Annotated in this window: 14 protein-coding genes and 2 tRNA genes; 13 read left to right on the top strand and 3 right to left on the bottom strand. The window is 70.7% G+C overall.

The window, feature by feature from the left end; translation table 11 throughout:
• Positions 1 to 26: 26 nt before the first annotated feature.
• The 7 genes from nadD (at position 27) to F3T56_RS36820 (ending at position 4,567) form a co-directional block, all read left to right on the top strand.
• Complete coding sequence (gene nadD / locus F3T56_RS36845; RefSeq protein WP_149829760.1) at positions 27 to 668, top strand: nicotinate-nucleotide adenylyltransferase; 642 nt, start codon at positions 27 to 29, stop codon at positions 666 to 668.
• Positions 669 to 684: 16 nt separating this feature from the next.
• On the top strand, positions 685 to 2,409 hold the full coding sequence (locus F3T56_RS36840; protein WP_149829759.1) for an LCP family protein: 1,725 nt from the start codon (positions 685 to 687) through the stop codon (positions 2,407 to 2,409).
• A gap of 177 nt (positions 2,410 to 2,586) precedes the next feature.
• Positions 2,587 to 3,033, top strand: coding sequence for a ribosome silencing factor (gene rsfS / locus F3T56_RS36835; RefSeq protein WP_149829757.1), 447 nt, complete (start codon positions 2,587 to 2,589; stop codon positions 3,031 to 3,033).
• On the top strand, positions 3,030 to 3,698 hold the full coding sequence (locus tag F3T56_RS36830; RefSeq protein WP_149829755.1) for a histidine phosphatase family protein: 669 nt from the start codon (positions 3,030 to 3,032) through the stop codon (positions 3,696 to 3,698). Before rsfS ends, F3T56_RS36830 begins: the two co-directional genes overlap by 4 nt.
• 153 nt (positions 3,699 to 3,851) lie before the next feature.
• Positions 3,852 to 3,924: transfer RNA gene (locus tag F3T56_RS36825), tRNA-Ala, on the top strand.
• Between the two features lie 235 nt (positions 3,925 to 4,159).
• Entirely contained in the window at positions 4,160 to 4,330 is a 171-nt protein-coding gene (locus F3T56_RS46585) for a hypothetical protein (RefSeq protein WP_172639316.1), read from the top strand.
• Between the two features lie 3 nt (positions 4,331 to 4,333).
• Positions 4,334 to 4,567, top strand: a complete 234-nt coding sequence (locus tag F3T56_RS36820; RefSeq protein ID WP_005479297.1) for a hypothetical protein — start codon at positions 4,334 to 4,336, stop codon at positions 4,565 to 4,567.
• Here F3T56_RS36820 and F3T56_RS36815 read toward each other — a convergent pair.
• On the bottom strand, positions 4,536 to 5,726 hold the full coding sequence (locus F3T56_RS36815) for a glycosyltransferase 87 family protein (RefSeq protein ID WP_149829753.1): 1,191 nt from the start codon (positions 5,724 to 5,726) through the stop codon (positions 4,536 to 4,538). The genes F3T56_RS36820 and F3T56_RS36815 overlap by 32 nt on opposite strands.
• 134 nt (positions 5,727 to 5,860) lie before the next feature.
• Between F3T56_RS36815 and F3T56_RS36810 the strand changes: the two genes are divergently transcribed.
• Positions 5,861 to 5,933, top strand: a tRNA-Ala gene (locus F3T56_RS36810).
• Positions 5,934 to 6,059: 126 nt separating this feature from the next.
• On the opposite strand, the gene F3T56_RS36805 is transcribed toward F3T56_RS36810, so the two are convergent.
• Together F3T56_RS36805 and F3T56_RS36800 are read right to left on the bottom strand one after the other, a co-directional pair.
• The gene (locus F3T56_RS36805) at positions 6,060 to 7,676 is read right to left on the bottom strand and encodes an NADH-quinone oxidoreductase subunit NuoF family protein (protein ID WP_149829751.1); all 1,617 of its coding nucleotides are present in this window, start codon (positions 7,674 to 7,676) and stop codon (positions 6,060 to 6,062) included.
• Entirely contained in the window at positions 7,673 to 8,998 is a 1,326-nt protein-coding gene (locus F3T56_RS36800; protein WP_149829749.1) for a ferric reductase-like transmembrane domain-containing protein, read from the bottom strand. Before F3T56_RS36800 ends, F3T56_RS36805 begins: the two co-directional genes overlap by 4 nt.
• A gap of 584 nt (positions 8,999 to 9,582) precedes the next feature.
• Here F3T56_RS36800 and leuS point away from each other — a divergent pair.
• The 5 genes from leuS (at position 9,583) to F3T56_RS36770 (ending at position 18,277) form a co-directional block, all read left to right on the top strand.
• Positions 9,583 to 12,459 (top strand): leucine--tRNA ligase, encoded by a 2,877-nt coding sequence (gene leuS / locus F3T56_RS36790; RefSeq protein ID WP_149829747.1) that lies wholly within the window; start codon positions 9,583 to 9,585, stop codon positions 12,457 to 12,459.
• Between the two features lie 136 nt (positions 12,460 to 12,595).
• Positions 12,596 to 13,351, top strand: a complete 756-nt coding sequence (locus F3T56_RS36785) for a hypothetical protein (protein ID WP_172639313.1) — start codon at positions 12,596 to 12,598, stop codon at positions 13,349 to 13,351.
• A 99-nt stretch (positions 13,352 to 13,450) separates the two neighbouring features.
• Positions 13,451 to 14,296, top strand: a complete 846-nt coding sequence (locus F3T56_RS36780; protein ID WP_149829743.1) for a DegV family protein — start codon at positions 13,451 to 13,453, stop codon at positions 14,294 to 14,296.
• Between the two features lie 133 nt (positions 14,297 to 14,429).
• Positions 14,430 to 15,638: a ComEA family DNA-binding protein gene (locus F3T56_RS36775; protein ID WP_149829741.1), complete on the top strand. Its 1,209-nt coding sequence runs from the start codon at positions 14,430 to 14,432 to the stop codon at positions 15,636 to 15,638.
• Between the two features lie 29 nt (positions 15,639 to 15,667).
• Positions 15,668 to 18,277, top strand: coding sequence for a ComEC/Rec2 family competence protein (locus F3T56_RS36770; RefSeq protein ID WP_172639319.1), 2,610 nt, complete (start codon positions 15,668 to 15,670; stop codon positions 18,275 to 18,277).
• Positions 18,278 to 18,279: the final 2 nt, after the last annotated feature.

Raw genomic sequence — 18,279 nt, 5'->3', positions numbered from 1 at the left:
TGACCGGGCCGGTAGGGTCTCGACGCATGGGAGAGCAGGAAATGCCTACCGGCCCGCGGCACGATCCGCAGCACGACAAGGGCCGGCGCCGCCTCGGCGTCATGGGTGGCACGTTTGACCCGATCCACCACGGTCACCTCGTCGCGGCCCAGGAGGTCGCCTCGCAGTTCCACCTCGACGAGGTGGTGTTCGTACCGACCGGACAGCCGTGGCAGAAATCGCACACCAAGGTCTCGGCAGCCGAGGACCGCTATCTGATGACGGTCATCGCGACCGCGGAGAACCCCCAGTTCTCCGTCAGTCGCATCGACATCGACCGCAAGGGTCTTACGTACACCATCGACACCCTGCGCGAGCTGCACGAGCTCAACCCGGACACGGACCTCTTCTTCATCACCGGTGCCGACGCGCTCGGCCAGATCCTCACCTGGCGCGACGCCGAGGAGCTGTTCTCGCTCGCGCACTTCATCGGGGTCACCCGTCCGGGTCACACCCTGGCCGACCCCGGCCTGCCCGCGGGCGGGGTCTCGCTGGTCGAGGTCCCGGCGCTCGCCATCTCCTCCACCGACTGTCGTGCGAGAGTCGCGAAGGGCGACCCCGTCTGGTATCTGGTGCCGGACGGCGTGGTGCGCTACATCGACAAGCGGCAGCTGTACCGCGGCGAGTGAGCCGAGAGGGGCACCGGTGAACGACCGATACGACGCTGGCTACGGGGGCGACCAGCAGTACGAACTCGTGGGTTACGACGAGTTCGGGCAGCCGGTGTACCGACAGGTGCCCCAGCAGCAGGCGTACGACCCCTACTGGACGCAGCAACAGCAGCAACCACAGCAGTATCAGCAGCCACAGAGCTACGGCTACGACCCGTACGCGACCGGTCAGCAGCAACCGGTGTCCTCCTACGACACGAGTCAGCAGGCCCCCGCCGCCCCGTACGCCCCTTACGACCCCTACGGGCAGACCGCGAGCACCGGCCACCAGGCCCCTGTCACCGAGCAGACCGCCTACATCCCGCAGCAGGCGGGACCGCAGGAGACCGGCGCCGCCGAGGAGAGTGAGCCCCGGGCCGGTGCCCCTGCCCAGGGGAGGGATTCCGGCGAACGGGATTACCGCACCGAGCAGTTCGCCTTCGTCGAGGAACCCGACGGTGACTCCGAGGACGTCATCGACTGGCTGAACTTCACGGAGAACCGCACCGAGCGCCGTGAGGAGGCCAAGCGCCGCGCCAAGAGCCGGCTGGTCGCGCTGACGGTGGCGTTCGCGCTGGTCGTGGCCGGCGGTATCGGCTATCTGTGGTTCGCGGACATGCTGCCCGGTTCGTCCTCGGAGGAGCAGACCGGCACCACGACCTCGGCGGCAGCGCAGAAGCGCGATGTGGTCGTCGTCCATCTGCACGACACCAAGAAGGGCGGCACCGCCACGGCGCTGCTCGTGAACAACACCACCGCGAAGCAGGGTGCCACCGTCCTGATACCCAATTCCCTCGCCCTGACCGGTGACGACGGCACCACGACCACCCTCGCCAAGTCGGTCGAGGACGACGGCTCCGCCGGCACCCGCGACGGACTCGACACCGTGCTCGGCACCGACATCGAGGGCACCTGGCGGCTGGACACCCCCTACCTGAACAACCTCGTCGAGCTCGTCGGCAACATCGACGTCGACACGAACACCGCCGTGCCCGACCCCGAGGCCGAGAAGAAGACCGAGGCCCCCCTCGTCAACAAGGGCAAGGGGCAGACCCTCAGCGGCAAGATGGCCGTCGCCTACGCCACCTACCGGGCCTCCGGCGAGTCGCAGGACGCCCAGCTGGAGCGGTTCGGGCAGGTCATGCAGGGCGTGCTGCGCAAGCTGTCCTCCGACGCACAGGCCGCCACGACCACCGTGCAGACGCTGGCCCAGATCCTCGACCCCTCGCTCACCGACAAGGACCTCGGCGCCTTCCTCGCCAAGCTCGCCGACCACGCCAAGGGCGGCGACTACAAGACCGAGCTGCTGCCCCTCCAGCAGGACGGCACCCTCCGCGCCGAGGACTCCGACAGCGTGGTCAAGGACCTGCTCGGCGGCACCGCGAAGAGCCCCGACGCCGGGGACGCCGTCCGCGTCGGCATCCGCAACGCCACCGGCGACAAGGACGCCACCGAACAGGCCCGCGTGGTCCTGCTCAACGGCGGCTACACCTTCCTCGACGCCGGCACGGTCGAAACCGCCCAGGCGACCTCACAGGTCACCTACGCCGACGCGGCCCGCAAGCAGGACGCCGTCGAGGTCGCCAAGACCCTCGGCCTCCCGGCCGGCGCCGTCAAGAAGGGCAAGACCACCTCCAACGCTGACGTCTCCGTCGTGCTCGGCCAGAACTACGAGACCACGACCGATACGACGACGGACACGACGGGATCCACGGGCTGACCGACGTGTCGGGATCCAGGGGCTGACCGACGGTCGCCAGGATCCGAACCGGGGCCCCGGAGCCGCCTGTGCGTCGCTCCGGGGCCTGATGGTTTAACCCGTGAGGCGCTGTCGGCGGTCCGTGAGACCCTTGTGATAGCCCGTGAGGGTTCCTGACCGCCTACGGAAAGCCATGTAGTGACCGCCACTGACCGCTCTCTCGAGCTCATCAACACCGCCGCGCAGGCGGCCGCCGACAAGCTCGCGCACGACGTCATCGCGTACGACGTCAGCGACGTGCTGTCCATCACGGACGCCTTCCTGCTCGCCTCCGCGCCCAACGACCGCCAGGTCAAGTCGATCGTCGACGAGATCGAGGAGCGGCTGAACAAGGAACTCGACGCCAAGCCCGTGCGCCGTGAGGGCGACCGGGAGGCCCGCTGGGTGCTGCTCGACTACGTCGACATCGTCGTGCACGTCCAGCACAGCGAGGAGCGGGTCTTCTACGCCCTGGAGCGGCTGTGGAAGGACTGCCCCGAGCTGGAGCTGCCCGCCGACGCCAAGGCCACCCGCGGCAAGGGCGAGGAGCACGCGAAGCTGCGGGCCGCGGAGGAGGCCGCCGAGCTGGGCGGGGAGCCGCGGTGACGGGCGGGATCGACTCGGCGGACCGCAAGGGCCGAGGGCGCCGGGTCATACTCTGGCGCCACGGCCAGACCTCGTGGAACGTGGAGCGCCGCTTCCAGGGCACCACGGACGTCGAGCTCACCGAGACCGGCCTCGGCCAGGCCCGCCGCGCCGCCCGGCTGCTCGCCTCCCTCAAGCCCGACGCGATCGTCGCCTCCGACCTTCAGCGTGCCGCGAAGACGGCCGCCGAGCTGGCCATGCTCACCGGCCTGGAGGTGACGCACGACGAGGGCCTGCGCGAGACCTACGCGGGCGTCTGGCAGGGCCTCACGCACGACGAGATCATCGCCCGGCACGGCGACGAGTACGCGGCGTGGAAGCGCGGCGAGCCGGTCCGCCGCGGCGGTGGCGAACTGGAGACCGAGGTCGCCGACCGCGCCGCCCCGGTGGTCCTCCGGCACGCCGACAAGCTCCCCGACGACGGCACGCTCGTGGTGACCAGCCACGGCGGCACGATCCGCACCACCATAGGGCGCCTCCTCGGTCTGGAGCCCCACCACTGGGAGAGCCTCGGCGGCCTCTCCAACTGCTGCTGGTCCGTCCTCGGTGAAGGTGCCAGGGGCTGGCGGCTCCTTGAGCACAACGCCGGCACGCTGCCGGAACCGGTGCTCGGCGACGACGACTGACCGTCGTACGGGGCGACTGACCGTCGTACACGGCCTCGTACCGGGGCCGGGACCCGGATTTCACTTTCCGGCTGGTCGCAGGCTAAAGTTCTTCTTGTTCGCCCCGCCGAGCGGGGCGAAACACCATACGGCTTCGCCGGATGGAAGCAGCAAGGGGCTATAGCTCAGTTGGTAGAGCGCCTGCATGGCATGCAGGAGGTCAGGAGTTCAATTCTCCTTAGCTCCACAGAACAGATCAGATCGGTGCAGAAGATCCCGTTCCCACGAGGGGGCGGGATTTTTCGTATGTGACCTGCGTCCCTGCTTGAGCATGAGTGGCCCATCGGGCGTATACCTCTTCGGACGACCTTCTTTCCCGCCGCGTGTCCGGACTGGTACGAAGGCGTCGCTGACCGTATTGGTCCGGCCGTGGCAGAATCAAACGGCCGGAAGGGGGCGTGGCCCGACGGGAGGGAGAAGCGATGCCTGCGAGCATCCGCGGGGAGGTCCACGGCCTCCCCGAGCTGGTGGCGATGCGGAGCAAGACCACCCTCCTCTGCCCTTCCTGCGGCTCGCTCCACGTTGCCCAAGTGCTCGGTGACAACGGAGGGATCTCCTACGTGTGCACGGCCTGCGGCCACAGCTGGAGCTGATCTATGGGTGCACACAGGAGAAAGTGCGACTGGTGCGGCAGCGGCACGCCGATCGTCCGTGACATGGAGCCCGTCAACGCCGACTACCAGTACTGGTGCGAGGAATGCGCACGGGCGCTGATCATAAAAGGCGACCCGATCGAGACGTACCGCGAGCTGGAGGGCGAGCCGATCTACGGCCGCCTCCTCGAAGAGCACTGCACGCTCAAGCGCTTCTACTCGTTCGTGACTGCCTGATCGTTTCGGTACCGGTGAGGGCCAGGAACAGCAGCCCGGCACCCGCGTAGAGGCCCGACAGCGTCAACTCGACGCCGTTCTGTCGTAGTTCGAGCCGTCCCGGTCCGTGTGGCACCCACCACAGGGCGTACGAGAAGAAGACCAGCGCCAGAACGGCGGCGATCACGTGTCGCCGAGCCACCGCGAGCACCATCGGCACGCACCACACCCAGTGGTGGGACCACGACACCGGGCAGATCAGCAGCGCCGTCACCGCGCATGCGGCCACCGCCGGGCCGCGCCGTCCGCGCAGCTCGGCGGCCACCGCGACCGCGAGGCCCAGCGCCCCCGTGAGGGCCGCCTGGGCGAGCCACCAGATGCCGGGCTCCGGGGTGTGCAGCAGCCGGGCCAGTACCCCGCGCAGGGCCTGGTTGGCGGTGTCCTCGGGATGCCCGACCCGGCCCGCCGCGAAGACCGTACGGGTCCAGAACTGCCAGGAGTCGTACGGCAGGACGGCCGCCGCCAGCAGGGTGGCGCCTGCGAAGGTGAGGGCCGCCCCGCGCGCGTGCCGCAGCCAGGGCCCGCCGGAGCGATGCCTGGACCGGGCGACGACGCCGGTGGCGAACAGGAACACCGCGAACAGCGCGGGAGTCAGCTTCACGGCCGCCGCCAGCCCGATACCGACGCCGGCCCACCGGTGCCCCGGCCGCCCGGACAGGTCCCACAACACCAGAGCGGCGAGCAGCAGATTGACCTGCCCGTACCGCAGAGTCGTCCACACCGGCTCGCACCACACGGCCGCCGCCGCGACCCACCAGACGGTCTCCACGCGCGCGTGCCCGGCGATCCGCAGCGCGAAACCCACGAAGACGACGAGAAGGGCCAGGTTCCCGGCCGTCGCCAGGGTGCGCAGGGAGGCCGGGTCCGGCAGCGTCAGCGGGGTGAACAGCAGGGCCGCGAACGGCGGGTACGTGGCGGGCAGTTCGGCCTCGGTCGCCCGCAGCGCGTAGAGGTCCCCGCCGGCCCGTACGGTCTCGCCCTCCGCCCGGTAGACCATCAGGTCGATCATCGAGACGTCGGCGGCCCGCTGCGCGATCCAGAAGCCGGCGAAGGAGAACAGACACGCCCCCAGGGCGACCGGGACGCGGCGATGGACTCCGGGGAACGCGATCACGGTCACGGAAGCCGACATTAGCGACGAAATCGACCCCCGATCCGCCCCCGATCCGCACGCGACGGAAACGATTTGGTGGAGCGCGCGGGTGACCGGTAATGTTGGCGTCGCCGCCAGGGAAACCCGGCGGACCAAGGTAAGGGGCTATAGCTCAGTTGGTAGAGCGCCTGCATGGCATGCAGGAGGTCAGGAGTTCAATTCTCCTTAGCTCCACAGAAAAGACCCCGTCCAAGTGGACGGGGTCTTCGCGTTGTTGACGGCGAGCGTGACAGAGGCAGAGAACAGAGGCAGAGAGAAGGGCGGGTCCACCCCATCGAGGTGACCCGCCCTTCCGCGTGCTCAGCGACCGCTGCCCAGAGCCCGGCGGCCGCGGCCCTGGGAGAGGACCGGCAGGTTGCGGGACGGGGCGTTGCCGCGGGTGTCCTCCTCGATGCGCAGGGCGAGCGCGGGGCAGCGCCGCACCGCGCGGAGCGCCTTGGCCTCGGCGTACTGGGGGACCTTCGCCTGGGCGACGGTCGGGAAGCCGTCGGCGCCCAGCTGGAAGACCTCCGGGAGGATGTCGGCGCACAGGCCGTGGCCGCGGCAGAGCGTCCAGTCGACGAAGATCTTCTGGCGGCTGGCGCCGCTCTCCTCCTCGCCCGCGCCGCCCGGAATGCCGGTCGGCATCCTGCCGCCCTCGAACAGCGGCAGCACGCCTTCCACGGGGCGCCCGCAGCCGTTGCCGAGGACATGCGCGGCGAGGTCGTCGGTGAACGCCTTGATGGTCGACTCCAGGAACATCGCGGAGCCGTCCGGGTGCGAGCACGCGCCGCGCCGCTTCACGTTCTTGGCGACCTGCTTGAGGGCCTCCAGGGCGGCCGGGCCGCCGCCGCCCAGGATGTCCTCCATGCCGCGCGCGGCGGCCGGCAGACCGAGGTAGCAGGGACCGCACTGTCCCGCGCTCTCCTCGGCGAGCCACTTGGCGACCTGGAGCGACTCGCCGAGCGGGCAGGTGTCCTGACTGATCGGCAGGATCGCGCCCGCGCCGAGCGCACCGCCCACGGCGTCGAGTGAATTCCGGGAGACGACCGCCTCGTTGACGGTGGCGGCGTCGATCCACTTGCCGTGGTAGCCGCCGGTCAGCACGCCCTGCGGGACCGGCGGCGCACCGGCGAGCTGCAGGATGTAGCGCAGCGGCACACCGGTGGGGGCCTCGATCACCATGGGGCGGGCGACCGCGCCGGAGACGGTGAGCATGACGGTGCCCGGCTCGTCGTACAGGCCGGTGTTGCCGTACCGCTCGGCGCCGATGCGGGCGCCGATGGCCAGCTGGGCGAAGGTCTCCGCGTTGGACAGCAGCGTCGGCGCGCCACCGACACCGCTCTTGGACGCGCTGGTCTTACGGCCCGGCGGGATGGGTGGACCGCCGTCGATCGAACGGATCAGCGAGCCGGCCGCGCCGGTGACCATGCGGACCGGGTTGCGCTGCACGCTCGCGCGGATGGCGGCGCCCCGCCGGTTGCTCAGCCCGCGCTCGGCGAGGGCGGCCTCCATCGAGCGCTCGGTGGATTCACGTGTCACCCCGATGACCAACTGGCGGGCGCCCAGCGCCTCGGCGACCAGCAGGGCGCCGTCCAGGATGAGGTGCGGGGCACGGTTGATCAGCACCGTGTCTTTGCGGCAGGCGGGTTCGTCCTCACTGCCGTTGACGACCACGACGGGCCGGATGCCGCGTTTGATCGCCGATTCGGCGACCGAGCGCAGTTTCTTGTGGAACGGGAACCCCGCGCCTCCCCTGCCCTTCAGGTTGATCCGCTCGGACAGCTGGGCGAGTTGCTCGCCGCCCATCGGTTCGAGCGGACCGTGCACCTTCAGGTGCATGGGGAGGTCGAGTCTCTCGACGAGGTCGAAGCCCGAGGTGAGCTGGGGGAGCCCCACCACACGGACTTCGGGGACGTCGGGAAGGGCCTCGTTCACTTAAAGCCTCCGGAAGGCGCGTTCCAGGGTTCGCCTGAGCCCGGCGGCTGGTCGTAGTCGTAGCCGGGCAGCGTTTCAGTGGCGGGACCGCTGTTGTACGTGTCATTCGGGTTGTACGTGCCGTAGGGGGCGTTCGTCTCAGGCGTTCCGTAAAAAGTTTCGGGAGTCGCCTGGTGCGCCTGGCCCGGATAGGTCTGGCCGTCGCCCGCGAACGCCTGCCCGGCGAAGGTGTCCTGCATCGGGTCGTACGCCGACGGGGGTGCCTCGCCGACCGGCGGCGGGGACGGCGCGGGCCAGCGGGTGCTTCCCGTGGTCGAGCCGTCGTCCATGCGCGGCATGGCCTGGGTGGGCTGCATGTCCAGCGGTGGCTGCTGCTGGGTCAGGTAGGGCGCCGTGGGCTCCGCGGCGCGCGGGGTCATCGACACGGCGCGGTAGGCGGCGGCGAAGCCGGGGCCGGAGTCGGCCGCGGGGGCGGACGCCGCACGCTGCGGGGGTACCCCCAGCGGGTCGCCCAGCGCGGGGCCGGGGCTCTGTCCGCCGCCGAAGCCGGGCAGCGGGAACTGGCCGGTGTCGCGCATCTGGTCGCGCTGTCCGCCCTCGCGCTGTCCGCCCTTGCGTCGGTCGCCGGGCTCCTCGCGGGACTGCAGGGCGCTGCGGGACTTCATGAGTTCTTCGACCTCGGGGGGACGCTGGCCGTCGCCACCCATGATCGTGGTGATCCAGTCGGCCACCTGGCGCTTGACCGGGCGCGGCGCAGCGCGCAGCATCAGCGCCCCGGCGACGGCGACGAGCCCGAGGGAGTACAGGATCACGAAGATCGGCTTCGCCTCGCGACCCGCGTAGAGTCCGTGGAGCAGCGCGAAGCACCAGGCGGGGTAGGCCATCATGTGGAATGCCCGCCAACGCGCCGCGACCGGCGCCGGGCTCGCGAACCGGCTGCGGAGCGCGCCGGTGACAGCCGTGGCGATCATGAGTAGCGCGGCCAGCGAGCCGAATCCGATGAGTACGGTCCTGCCCGCGAACCCATCGTTCGAGAAGGCGAGGCTGAAGGGGATCAGCGCGGCAAGGAACGGGGCATGGTCGAGCGCCACCTTGACCGTGATGTGCACCAGTAGGAAGACGATCGACGCGATCGCGGTTATCCGGTGCACCGCTTGCGCCATGATCCGCTGGCGCGTCGCGAGCATCATCCGGTCCTGGGCGACGAGTCCCCAGAGCACGGAAACGGTGAGACAGACCAGCGACAGGACTCCTGCACCGAAGTCGAAGAACTCCACCAACGAGTCGTCTACCGTGCCGTCGCTCGTAGTCTCCGTTACCACGGCATACCTCCCCACATCATGCTGAAGGGTGTGAAGAGCGGAACGGTGGCCGCCCCAGCGCCATGGGCCAAGTGGCCCGGCGTGGAGAGCGGGCTGTTACTGCTACGAGGGTTCATAGGGGCAACTCCGAACAGTTTCGGGAAAGCGGTCCCGTCGTCGAACTGTAAGACGTGGCAAACCGAGCGGTACGAGGTTTGAGTTATTGCGCTGTTATCAAGGGTCAATCTCACATCTGCGTTGTCCCCTTAGGGGTTGTTACGCGAAGTAATATTTGAACGTTGTTCAACTTTTTTGGCCGGTTCTCGTGGCTGACACACCGCGACTCGGTGTCGACGAGCCGTCGCGACGGGGCCGGAACATCGTCGCGACCGGGCGGGAACCTCGTCGCGACGGCCATGGGGGCTGCGGTACCCTGAGCCCATGCGTGCCGTACGCCTTCTGCTTAGCGAGCCGCGCTGATCAGTCCCGACCGCCAATGAACGGCGAGGTCGGAATCGGCGCGGCGTCCCCTCCTGTGCGAGGGGATTTTTCGTTTCCGGACGACATATCCGCTGGCAGAGACGATCGATGGAGCTTTGAGGATCATGAGCGAGACGAACCCCGCTGCCGCCACTGGTATGTCGGTGGATGCAGCGCCACACCGCTACACGGCCGCCGTCGCGGCCGAGATCGAGGCACGCTGGCAGGACTTCTGGGACGCCGAGGGCACGTACGCGGCGCCGAACCCGAAGGGTGACCTGGCAGGCGACCCCGAGCTGGCCGCCCGGCCCAAGAAGTTCATCATGGACATGTTCCCGTACCCGTCCGGTGCGGGCCTGCACGTCGGCCACCCCCTGGGGTACATCGCCACCGACGTCTCCGCCCGCTACCAGCGGATGACCGGCCACAACGTCCTGCACACCCTGGGCTTCGACGCCTTCGGCCTGCCCGCCGAGCAGCACGCCGTGCAGACCGGTGAGCACCCTCGGATCACCACCGAGGCGGCCATCAGCAACATGAAGTCCCAGCTGCGTCAGCTGGGCCTGGGCCATGACAAGCGCCGGTCGTTCGCCACGATCGACCCGGACTACTACAAGTGGACCCAGTGGATCTTCCTGCAGATCTTCAACTCCTGGTACGACGACGAGGCGAAGAAGGCCCGCCCGATCGCCGAGCTGGTCGCACAGTTCGAGAGCGGTGAGCGTGCTGTTCCCGGTGAGCGAGGGTGGCATGACCTGACTGCCGCCGAGCGCGCCGACGTCCTGGGCGAGTACCGCCTGGCGTACGCCTCCGACGCGCCGGTCAACTGGTGCCCCGGCCTGGGCACCGTCCTGGCCAACGAGGAGGTCACCGCCGACGGCCGTTCCGAGCGCGGCAACTTCCCCGTCTTCAAGGCCAAGCTGCGCCAGTGGAACATGCGCATCACGGCGTACGCCGACCGCCTGCTGGACGACCTGAACGAGCTGGACTGGCCCGAGGCCATCAAGCTGCAGCAGCGCAACTGGATCGGCCGCTCCGAGGGCGCCCGCGTCGACTTCCCCGTAGACGGCGAGAAGATCACGGTCTTCACCACCCGCCCCGACACCCTGTTCGGCGCGACCTACATGGTCCTGGCGCCCGAGCATCCGCTGGTGGAGAAGTTCACGCCTCAGGAATGGCCTGAGGGCACGCACGACGTGTGGACCGGCGGTCACGCGACCCCGGCCGAGGCCGTCTCCGCCTACCGCGCGCAGGCCGCCTCCAAGTCCGACGTCGAGCGGCAGGCCGAGGCCAAGGACAAGACCGGCGTCTTCATCGGCTCGTACGCGACCAACCCGGTCAACGGCGAGCAGATCCCCGTCTTCATCGCCGACTACGTCCTGATGGGCTACGGCACCGGCGCGATCATGGCCGTCCCGGCCGGCGACCAGCGCGACTTCGAGTTCGCGCGCGCCTTCGAACTGCCGATCCACTGCATCGTCGAGCCGACCGACGGGCGGGGCACGGACACCTCCACATGGGAGAACGCCTTCGCCTCGTACGAGGCGAAGATCATCAACTCCGCCAACGACGAGATCTCCCTGGACGGCCTGCCCGTCGCCGAGGCCAAGGCCCGGATCACCGAGTGGCTGGAGCGGTCCGGCATCGGCCAGGGCACCGTCAACTTCCGGCTGCGCGACTGGCTGTTCAGCCGCCAGCGCTACTGGGGCGAGCCCTTCCCGATCGTCTACGACGAGGACGGCGTCGCCCACCCGCTGCCCGAGTCGATGCTGCCGCTGGAGCTGCCCGAGGTCGAGGACTACTCGCCGCGCACCTTCGAACCGGACGACGCCGACACCCAGCCCGAGACGCCGCTGTCGCGCAACGAGGAGTGGGTCAACGTCACGCTGGACCTGGGCGACGGCCCGAAGCGGTACCGGCGCGAGACCAACACCATGCCCAACTGGGCCGGTTCCTGCTGGTACGAACTGCGCTACCTGGACCCGCACAACTCCGAGAAGCTGGTCGACCCGGAGATCGAGCGCTACTGGATGGGCCCGCGCGAAGGCCAGCCGCACGGCGGCGTCGACCTGTACGTGGGCGGTCAGGAACACGCCGTACTGCACCTGCTGTACGCGCGCTTCTGGTCCAAGGTCCTGTACGACCTGGGGCACGTCTCGTCCGCCGAGCCGTTCCACAAGCTGTACAACCAGGGCATGATCCAGGCCTTCGTCTACCGCGACAGCCGTGGTTTCGCGGTACCGGCCGCCGAGGTGGAGGAGCGCGACGGCGCGTACTACTACCAGGGCGAGAAGGTCTCCAGGCTGCTGGGCAAGATGGGCAAGTCCCTGAAGAACGCGGTCACCCCGGAGTCCATCTGCGCGGAGTACGGCGCGGACACGCTGCGCCTGTACGAGATGGCGATGGGCCCGCTGGACGTCTCCCGGCCGTGGGACACGCGCGCGGTGGTGGGCCAGTTCCGGCTGCTGCAGCGGCTGTGGCGCAACGTCGTCGACGAGGCGACCGGCGAGGTCACCGTGGTCGACGCCGAGCCCGACGAGGACACCCTGCGGGCGCTGCACAAGGCCATCGACGGCGTACGCCAGGACTTCGAGGGCATGCGGTTCAACACCGCCATCGCCAAGGTCACCGAGCTGAACAACCACCTGACCAAGGCGGGCGGAGCGGTTCCGCGCACGGTCGCCGAGCAGCTGGTGCTGCTGATCGCGCCGCTGGCCCCGCACATCGCCGAGGAGCTGTGGCGCAAGCTGGGCCACACCGACTCGGTCGTCCACCAGGACTTCCCCGTCGCCGACCCCGCGTACATCGTCGACGAGGCCGTCACCTGCGTCGTCCAGATCAAGGGCAAGGTCAAGGCCCGCCTGGAGGTGCCGCCGACCATCTCCGAGGAGGAGCTGGAGAAGGTGGCCCTGGGCGACGAGAAGGTGGTCGCGGCGCTGGCCGGGGGCCCGATCCGGAAGGTGATCGTACGGGCGCCGAAGCTGGTGAACATCGTCACGTAGGTCTGTCCCGGACGAGGTTCGGGGGCGTCCCCTACGGGCAGGTTCAGGGTTCCGATGGAACCCCGGGCCTGCCCGTTGCGTTTACCGTTGAAGAGCGCAGCAGTATGTGCCGCGTGGGTCGAAGGAGGAGCGCGCCGTGGAAGCCGTCATCGCAGTGGTCGCCCTGTTCTTCGTGCTGTTCGTGGTGCTGGGGGCGTACGCCACGGTGAAGGCGATCGGCGCGGCCAAGCGCGGCGTGGACCGTACGATCACGCAGGCCAAGCGGTCGGTCGAGGACACCACCCTGCGCGCCCGAAGCCTCGCCCAGCCGGGCCCGGTGGGCCAACTGGCCGACCTGCGGCTGAAGTTGCGCACCTCGATGCGGGCCACCCAGGAGGCCTTGCAGGCGGGCGTGGGCGAGGACGAGTCGCTGAAGGAGTCCCTGGCCCTGTTCGAGCAGCTCAGCAGGCACGGCCGGGAGCTGGACGACGAGCTCAAGCGCCTGGAGCCCGAGCCCGACCGCGCCAAGCTGGCCCAGCGGCTGCCCGCGCTGCGCGAGCGTACGGAGCGGGTCATCAAGTCGGCCGACTCCCTGCGCTGGGCGGCGCACGACCGGGCCCGCAAGTTCGCGGAGGACGACCTGGACACGCTCAGCGCCCAGATAGACGTCGAGGCGGACGCGCTGCGGCACTGGACGACGGAGCCCACACCGGTCTGGCCCCAGGCCCCGAAGCCCGAACCCACCGCCTCCACCGGGCAGACCTGGCAGGAGACCCCCGGGTCCCGGTCCGGCGAGTCCCGGTCCACCGAGTCCCGGTCCGGTGAGGAACCGCCCCGGCCCGCGATCAATCCGTCGGGGCCGAGGCCGACGTACCCGTGGCAGAAGAAGCCCCGCCCGGAGAGCACGACTTGATCCGGGCCCGCGCCTCCGCGACCGGCGGCGCTCGGCGTCGCCCGCAGGTGGGAGGGGCCGGGCTGCCGTCGGTGGGCCTTGGCGGGTAACCTCCAGCTCATGTCCCGCCATGTCGCGATCGTCACCGATTCAACGGCCTACCTGCCGCCGCCGGCGATGGAGCGTCACGGCATCACCGCGGTGCCCTTGACCGTGGTCCTCGGCGACCAGGCGCTCGAAGAGGGCACCGAGATCTCGGCCCGTGCCCTGGCCCAGGCACTGCAGAAGAGACGGTCCGTCACCACCTCCCGCCCCAGCCCCGAACTGTTCGCGGAGACCTACCGCAAGGTGGCCGAGTCGGGGGCCACGGGCATCGTCTCGCTGCACCTGTCCGCCGAGTTCTCCGGCACGTACGACGCGGCCGTGCTCGCCGCGCGCCAGGCACCCGTGCCGGTGCGCGTGGTGGACACCGGGATGGTCGCGATGGCCCTCGGGTTCTGCGCCCTGGCCGCCGCCGAGTCCGCGGAGGCGGGCGGCACGGTGGACGAGGCCGTCACGGCCGCCGAGAAACGGGCCGCGGGTACGTCCGCGTACTTCTACGTCGACACGCTGGAATATCTGCGGCGGGGCGGCCGGATCGGGGCGGCGCAGGCGTTGTTCGGTTCCGCGCTCGCGGTGAAGCCGCTGCTCCAGCTGGACGGCGGCCGCATCGAGATGCTGGAGAAGGTGCGTACGGCGTCCAGGGCGATCGCCCGCCTGGAGGAGATCGTCGCCGAGCGGGCCGGCAGTGCGCCGGTCGACATCGCCGTCCACCACCTCGCCGCGCCCGAGCGGGCTTCGGCGCTCGCGGAACGGCTTCGGGACCGGGTGCCCGGGCTGGCGGATCTGTATGTGAGCGAGGTCGGGGCGGTGCTCGGGGCGCACACCGGGCCTGGGTTGTTGGCGGCGGTTGTCTCGCCTCGGTGAGGGGCGGCCCGCTGCGGGCTGGTGCCGGTGTTTGTCGCTCGTGTGGGTGATGGAGTTATCCACAACTGGACAGTAATCCACGGGAATTGAGCAAGATCATCGCGGGTGGGCGGTCTTGCCCGATCCTCGTCGCATGGCACTTCGATCACGTTCACGTACAGCGACAGTCACCAGTGGGCCGGGGCGGGGCCCGTCCTCCGACAGCCGTGCCCGACACCGGTCGCGGCGGCCCGGGGGCCGGGCCGGACGCCGCCACCAGGCTTCGGCGGAGACGCTTCGGCTGCGCGCCGAGGCGCTGTTTCCCGAAAGCGTGCGGGAGCCGCGGGAGTCGGGGCATGGGCCGCCGGCGCCGAGGGGGAGGACAGCGGTGGGGGCCGGGGTCGCCTGGGCGGATGAGGCGGACCGTTCTGGTGCTTCTTCCTCTGGTGTTTCTTCCTCCCTTGGTGCCGTCGGTGAGTTCGGGCGACGTGCCGAGCGTGACGTTCCGCGTGGCCGTGTCGGTGATGGGGGCGTCGCCGGCGGGGATGTCGTCGAGGTCGTCGATGTCGGCGGGGTTGTCGACGTCGACTGTGTCGGCGGTGTCTCGGGAGGGTCGTGGCGGGGGCGGGTTGGGCCCGCAGTGCGGGAACGGCTGCCGTTGTGGTTGCAGGCGCGGTGTGGCGTCGAAAGGAAGAGTGTCGTCGCGCTGAGCGTGGTGTTGGTCGTGGCGGCGGTGTTCGCCGCGCAACACTTCTGGACGGGGCGGACTCAGCAGGTGGGAGCGCCCGAGGTGGTGCGGGCGGGAGGTCCGGCGGTGCCGGGGGCCTCGTTCGGTGCGGCGGGCGAGGGGCACGGAGCGGTGCCGGGTGCCTCGGCCGGGGTGATCGCTCCCACGGCCGGGCCCTCGATCGTGGTGGATGTCGGTGGAAAGGTGCGCAGCCCTGGGATCCAGCGGCTGCCGGCCGGCTCCCGGGTCGCCGACGCGCTGCGGGCGGCGGGCGGAGTGCGACCAGGGGCGAACACGGACGGGCTCAACCGCGCCCGCCTCCTCGTGGACGGCGAACAGGTCCTGGTCGGTGGCCCGGCGACCGGGGCGGGAACGGTCACTGGGCCGGGGGTCGGCTCAGGCGTGGCCGGGACCGGCGGAGCAGTCGCCGGAGCGGCTCCCGCGGCCCCCGTCTCCCTCAACACGGCCACTGTCGATCAACTGGACACTCTGCCCGGAGTCGGCCCGGTCCTGGCCCAGCACATCATCGCCTACCGCACTCAGCACGGCGGCTTCCGTTCCGTCGACGAACTGCGAGAGGTGAACGGAATCGGCGATCGCCGATTCGCCGATCTGCGGAACCTCGTACGGCCATGAACGCGCCGCGAGCGGGAGAGGAACCGGCGATGGCCGGGGCGCGCGGGGTGCGGGGTGTTCCTCGGCGTCAGGCGCTGCACGCGGCCTCCAGGAACCGGCTCGGTGTCGCGCACCCGAGGCAGGAAGGGCCGACGGATCTGCGGCTGGTGCCATCGGCGCTGGCCGCGTGGGCGACGGCGGCGCTGATGGTGCACGTCTCGGCCGGGTGGGTCGCGGGTGTGGTCGTGGTCTGCCTGGTCGTGGGTGTGGCCCTTCTCGTCGCTCGGCGAGGGCGGGCTCCTGAGGAGGGGCAGCGGGCTGAGGAGGGACGGCGGGCGCCGCGCGGAGTGGTCTGGACGGGGGCGTCCGTGGCCGCCGTGTTGCTGTGCGTCGCCGCCGCGGCGGCCTCCGCCGGGCTGCACGGGGCGGATCTGCGCCGAGGGCCGGTGCCTGCTCTGGCCGGGCGGTACGCCCAGGTGACCGCTGAGGTGGAGCTCACCGCAGACCCACGCCTCACCCGTCCCCGGCTCCAGGGCAACCATGTGGCTCCGACCGCCGTGCTCCTCCAGGCCGAGGTGCGGCGAGTGAGGGGCCAGGACGGGGCGGTCGTGGCCACGCGGACGCCGGTGCTGGTCATCGTCGACGTCGATGCGGACGCTGACGTGCGGTCGGGTGCGGGTGCGGGTGCGGGTGCGGGTGCGGGGGAGGGGCAGGGGCAGGGCAGGCGTTCGCCTTGGCTCACGTTGCTGCCGTCCACTCGGGTGCGGGTGGCCGCGCAGGTCGTACCGGCCCTTGCCGGGGGAGACCGGGTCGCGGCCGTGCTGCGGGTGCGCGGGGGTGGGCCGCCGGAGGTGGTGGGGGAGGCGAGTGGGGCGCAGCGGTTCGCGGGGCGGTTGCGCGAGGGGCTGCGGGAGGCGACCGATGGGCTGGACGTGGACGCGCGTGCGTTGTTGCCGGGGTTCGTCGTCGGGGATACCTCGCGGGTCCCGGCCGAGTTGGACGAGGCGTTCAAGGCGACCGACCTCACGCATTTGCTCGCGGTCAGCGGGGCCAACTTCACGATCTTGTTGGCGCTGTTCATCGGGCCGCCCGGGCTGGCCCAGCGTGCCGAGCGGCGGGGGCTCGCGTCCCGGCTCGGCATTCCGTTGCGGGCGACGGCGCTGGTCGGCGGTGCGCTGACGCTCGGCTTCGTGATCGTGTGCCGCCCGGACCCGAGTGTGGTCCGGGCCGCTGCCTGCGGGTCGATCGCGCTGCTGGCCATCGCGACGGGCCGCCGCAGGTCGCTCATCCCCGCGCTGGCGACGGCGGTTGTGCTGCTGGTGCTGTACGACCCGTGGCTGGCCCGCAGTTACGGCTTCCTGCTGTCCGTTCTCGCGACCGGGGCCCTGCTCACCCTCGCCCCGCGCTGGAGTGCGGCGCTCCAGCGGCGCGGGGTGCCGCCGCGCCCCGCCGAGGCGCTGGCGGCCGCGGGCGCCGCGCAGGCGGTGTGCGCGCCGGTCGTCGCCGTACTGTCGGCCAAGGTGAGCCTGGTGGCGGTGCCGTGCAATCTGCTGGCGGAGTTCGCCGTGGCGCCGGCCACGGTGCTCGGGTTCGCCACGCTGGCGACGGCCCCGGTGGCGATGCCCGTGGCCGAGTGCCTTGCCTGGTGCGCGAGTTGGCCCGCCGGTTGGATCGCGGACATCGCGCGCACGGGGGCGTCCCTGCCCGGCGCCGGCGTGGACTGGCCGGGCAGTTGGACGGGGGCGTTGCTGCTGGCCCTCGTCACGGTGGTCGCCGTCCTGGTCGGGCGGCGGCTCGTGAGCCATCCGTGGCTGGTGGGCGCGTGCCTGGTGGTGTTCCTGCTGGTCGTGGTGCAGCCGCCGCCGCTGACGAGGGTGATCACGGGGTGGCCGCCACCGGGCTGGCGGTTGGTGATGTGCGATGTCGGACAGGGCGACGCGACCGTGCTCGCAGCGGGCGACGGCAGCGGAGTGGTCGTGGACGCCGGTCCCGATCCGGTGCTGGTCGACCGCTGTCTGACGGCGCTAGGCATCACCAGGATTCCGCTCGTCGTCCTCACCCACTTCCACGCCGATCATGTGACGGGGCTGCCGGGAGTGCTGCGGGGGCGTTCGGTCGGGGCGATCCAGACGACGGGGTTCGCGGAGCCCGCGGATCAGGCCGAGTTCGTGCACCGGGAGGCGGCGGCCCGGCGGATCCCGGTGACGCGGGCCGTGGCCGGAGAGGAGCGGCGTACGGAAGGCCTCGCGTGGCGGGTGCTGTGGCCGCCGGGCGACGCGTCCACCACCCCGGACGGGCCGAACGACGCCAGCGTGACCATGCTCGTACGGACGGCCGGGCTGACCATGCTGCTGCTCGGCGACCTCGAACCGCCCGCCCAGCGGGAGCTGTCGAGATCCCCCGAGGCCGCTCAGCTGCGAGCCGTCGACGTACTGAAGGTCGCCCATCACGGGTCGGCCTACCAGGATCCGGACCTCATACGCGCGGTCGCCCCGCGGCTGGCGCTCATCTCAGCGGGCAGGGACAACCCGTATGGGCACCCGGCCCCCAGTACGGTCGCGGCGCTGCGGGCCGAGGGCGCCACGGTGCTGCGCACGGACGAGGACGGAGCGATCGCCGTCGCGGGCACGGCCGAGGAGTTGCTGGTGGCGAGAGACTGAGG

Source organism: Streptomyces tailanensis, assembly GCF_008386495.1.
Lineage (GTDB): Bacteria > Actinomycetota > Actinomycetes > Streptomycetales > Streptomycetaceae > Streptomyces > Streptomyces tailanensis.
This window is presented reverse-complemented; position numbering and strand designations above follow the sequence as displayed.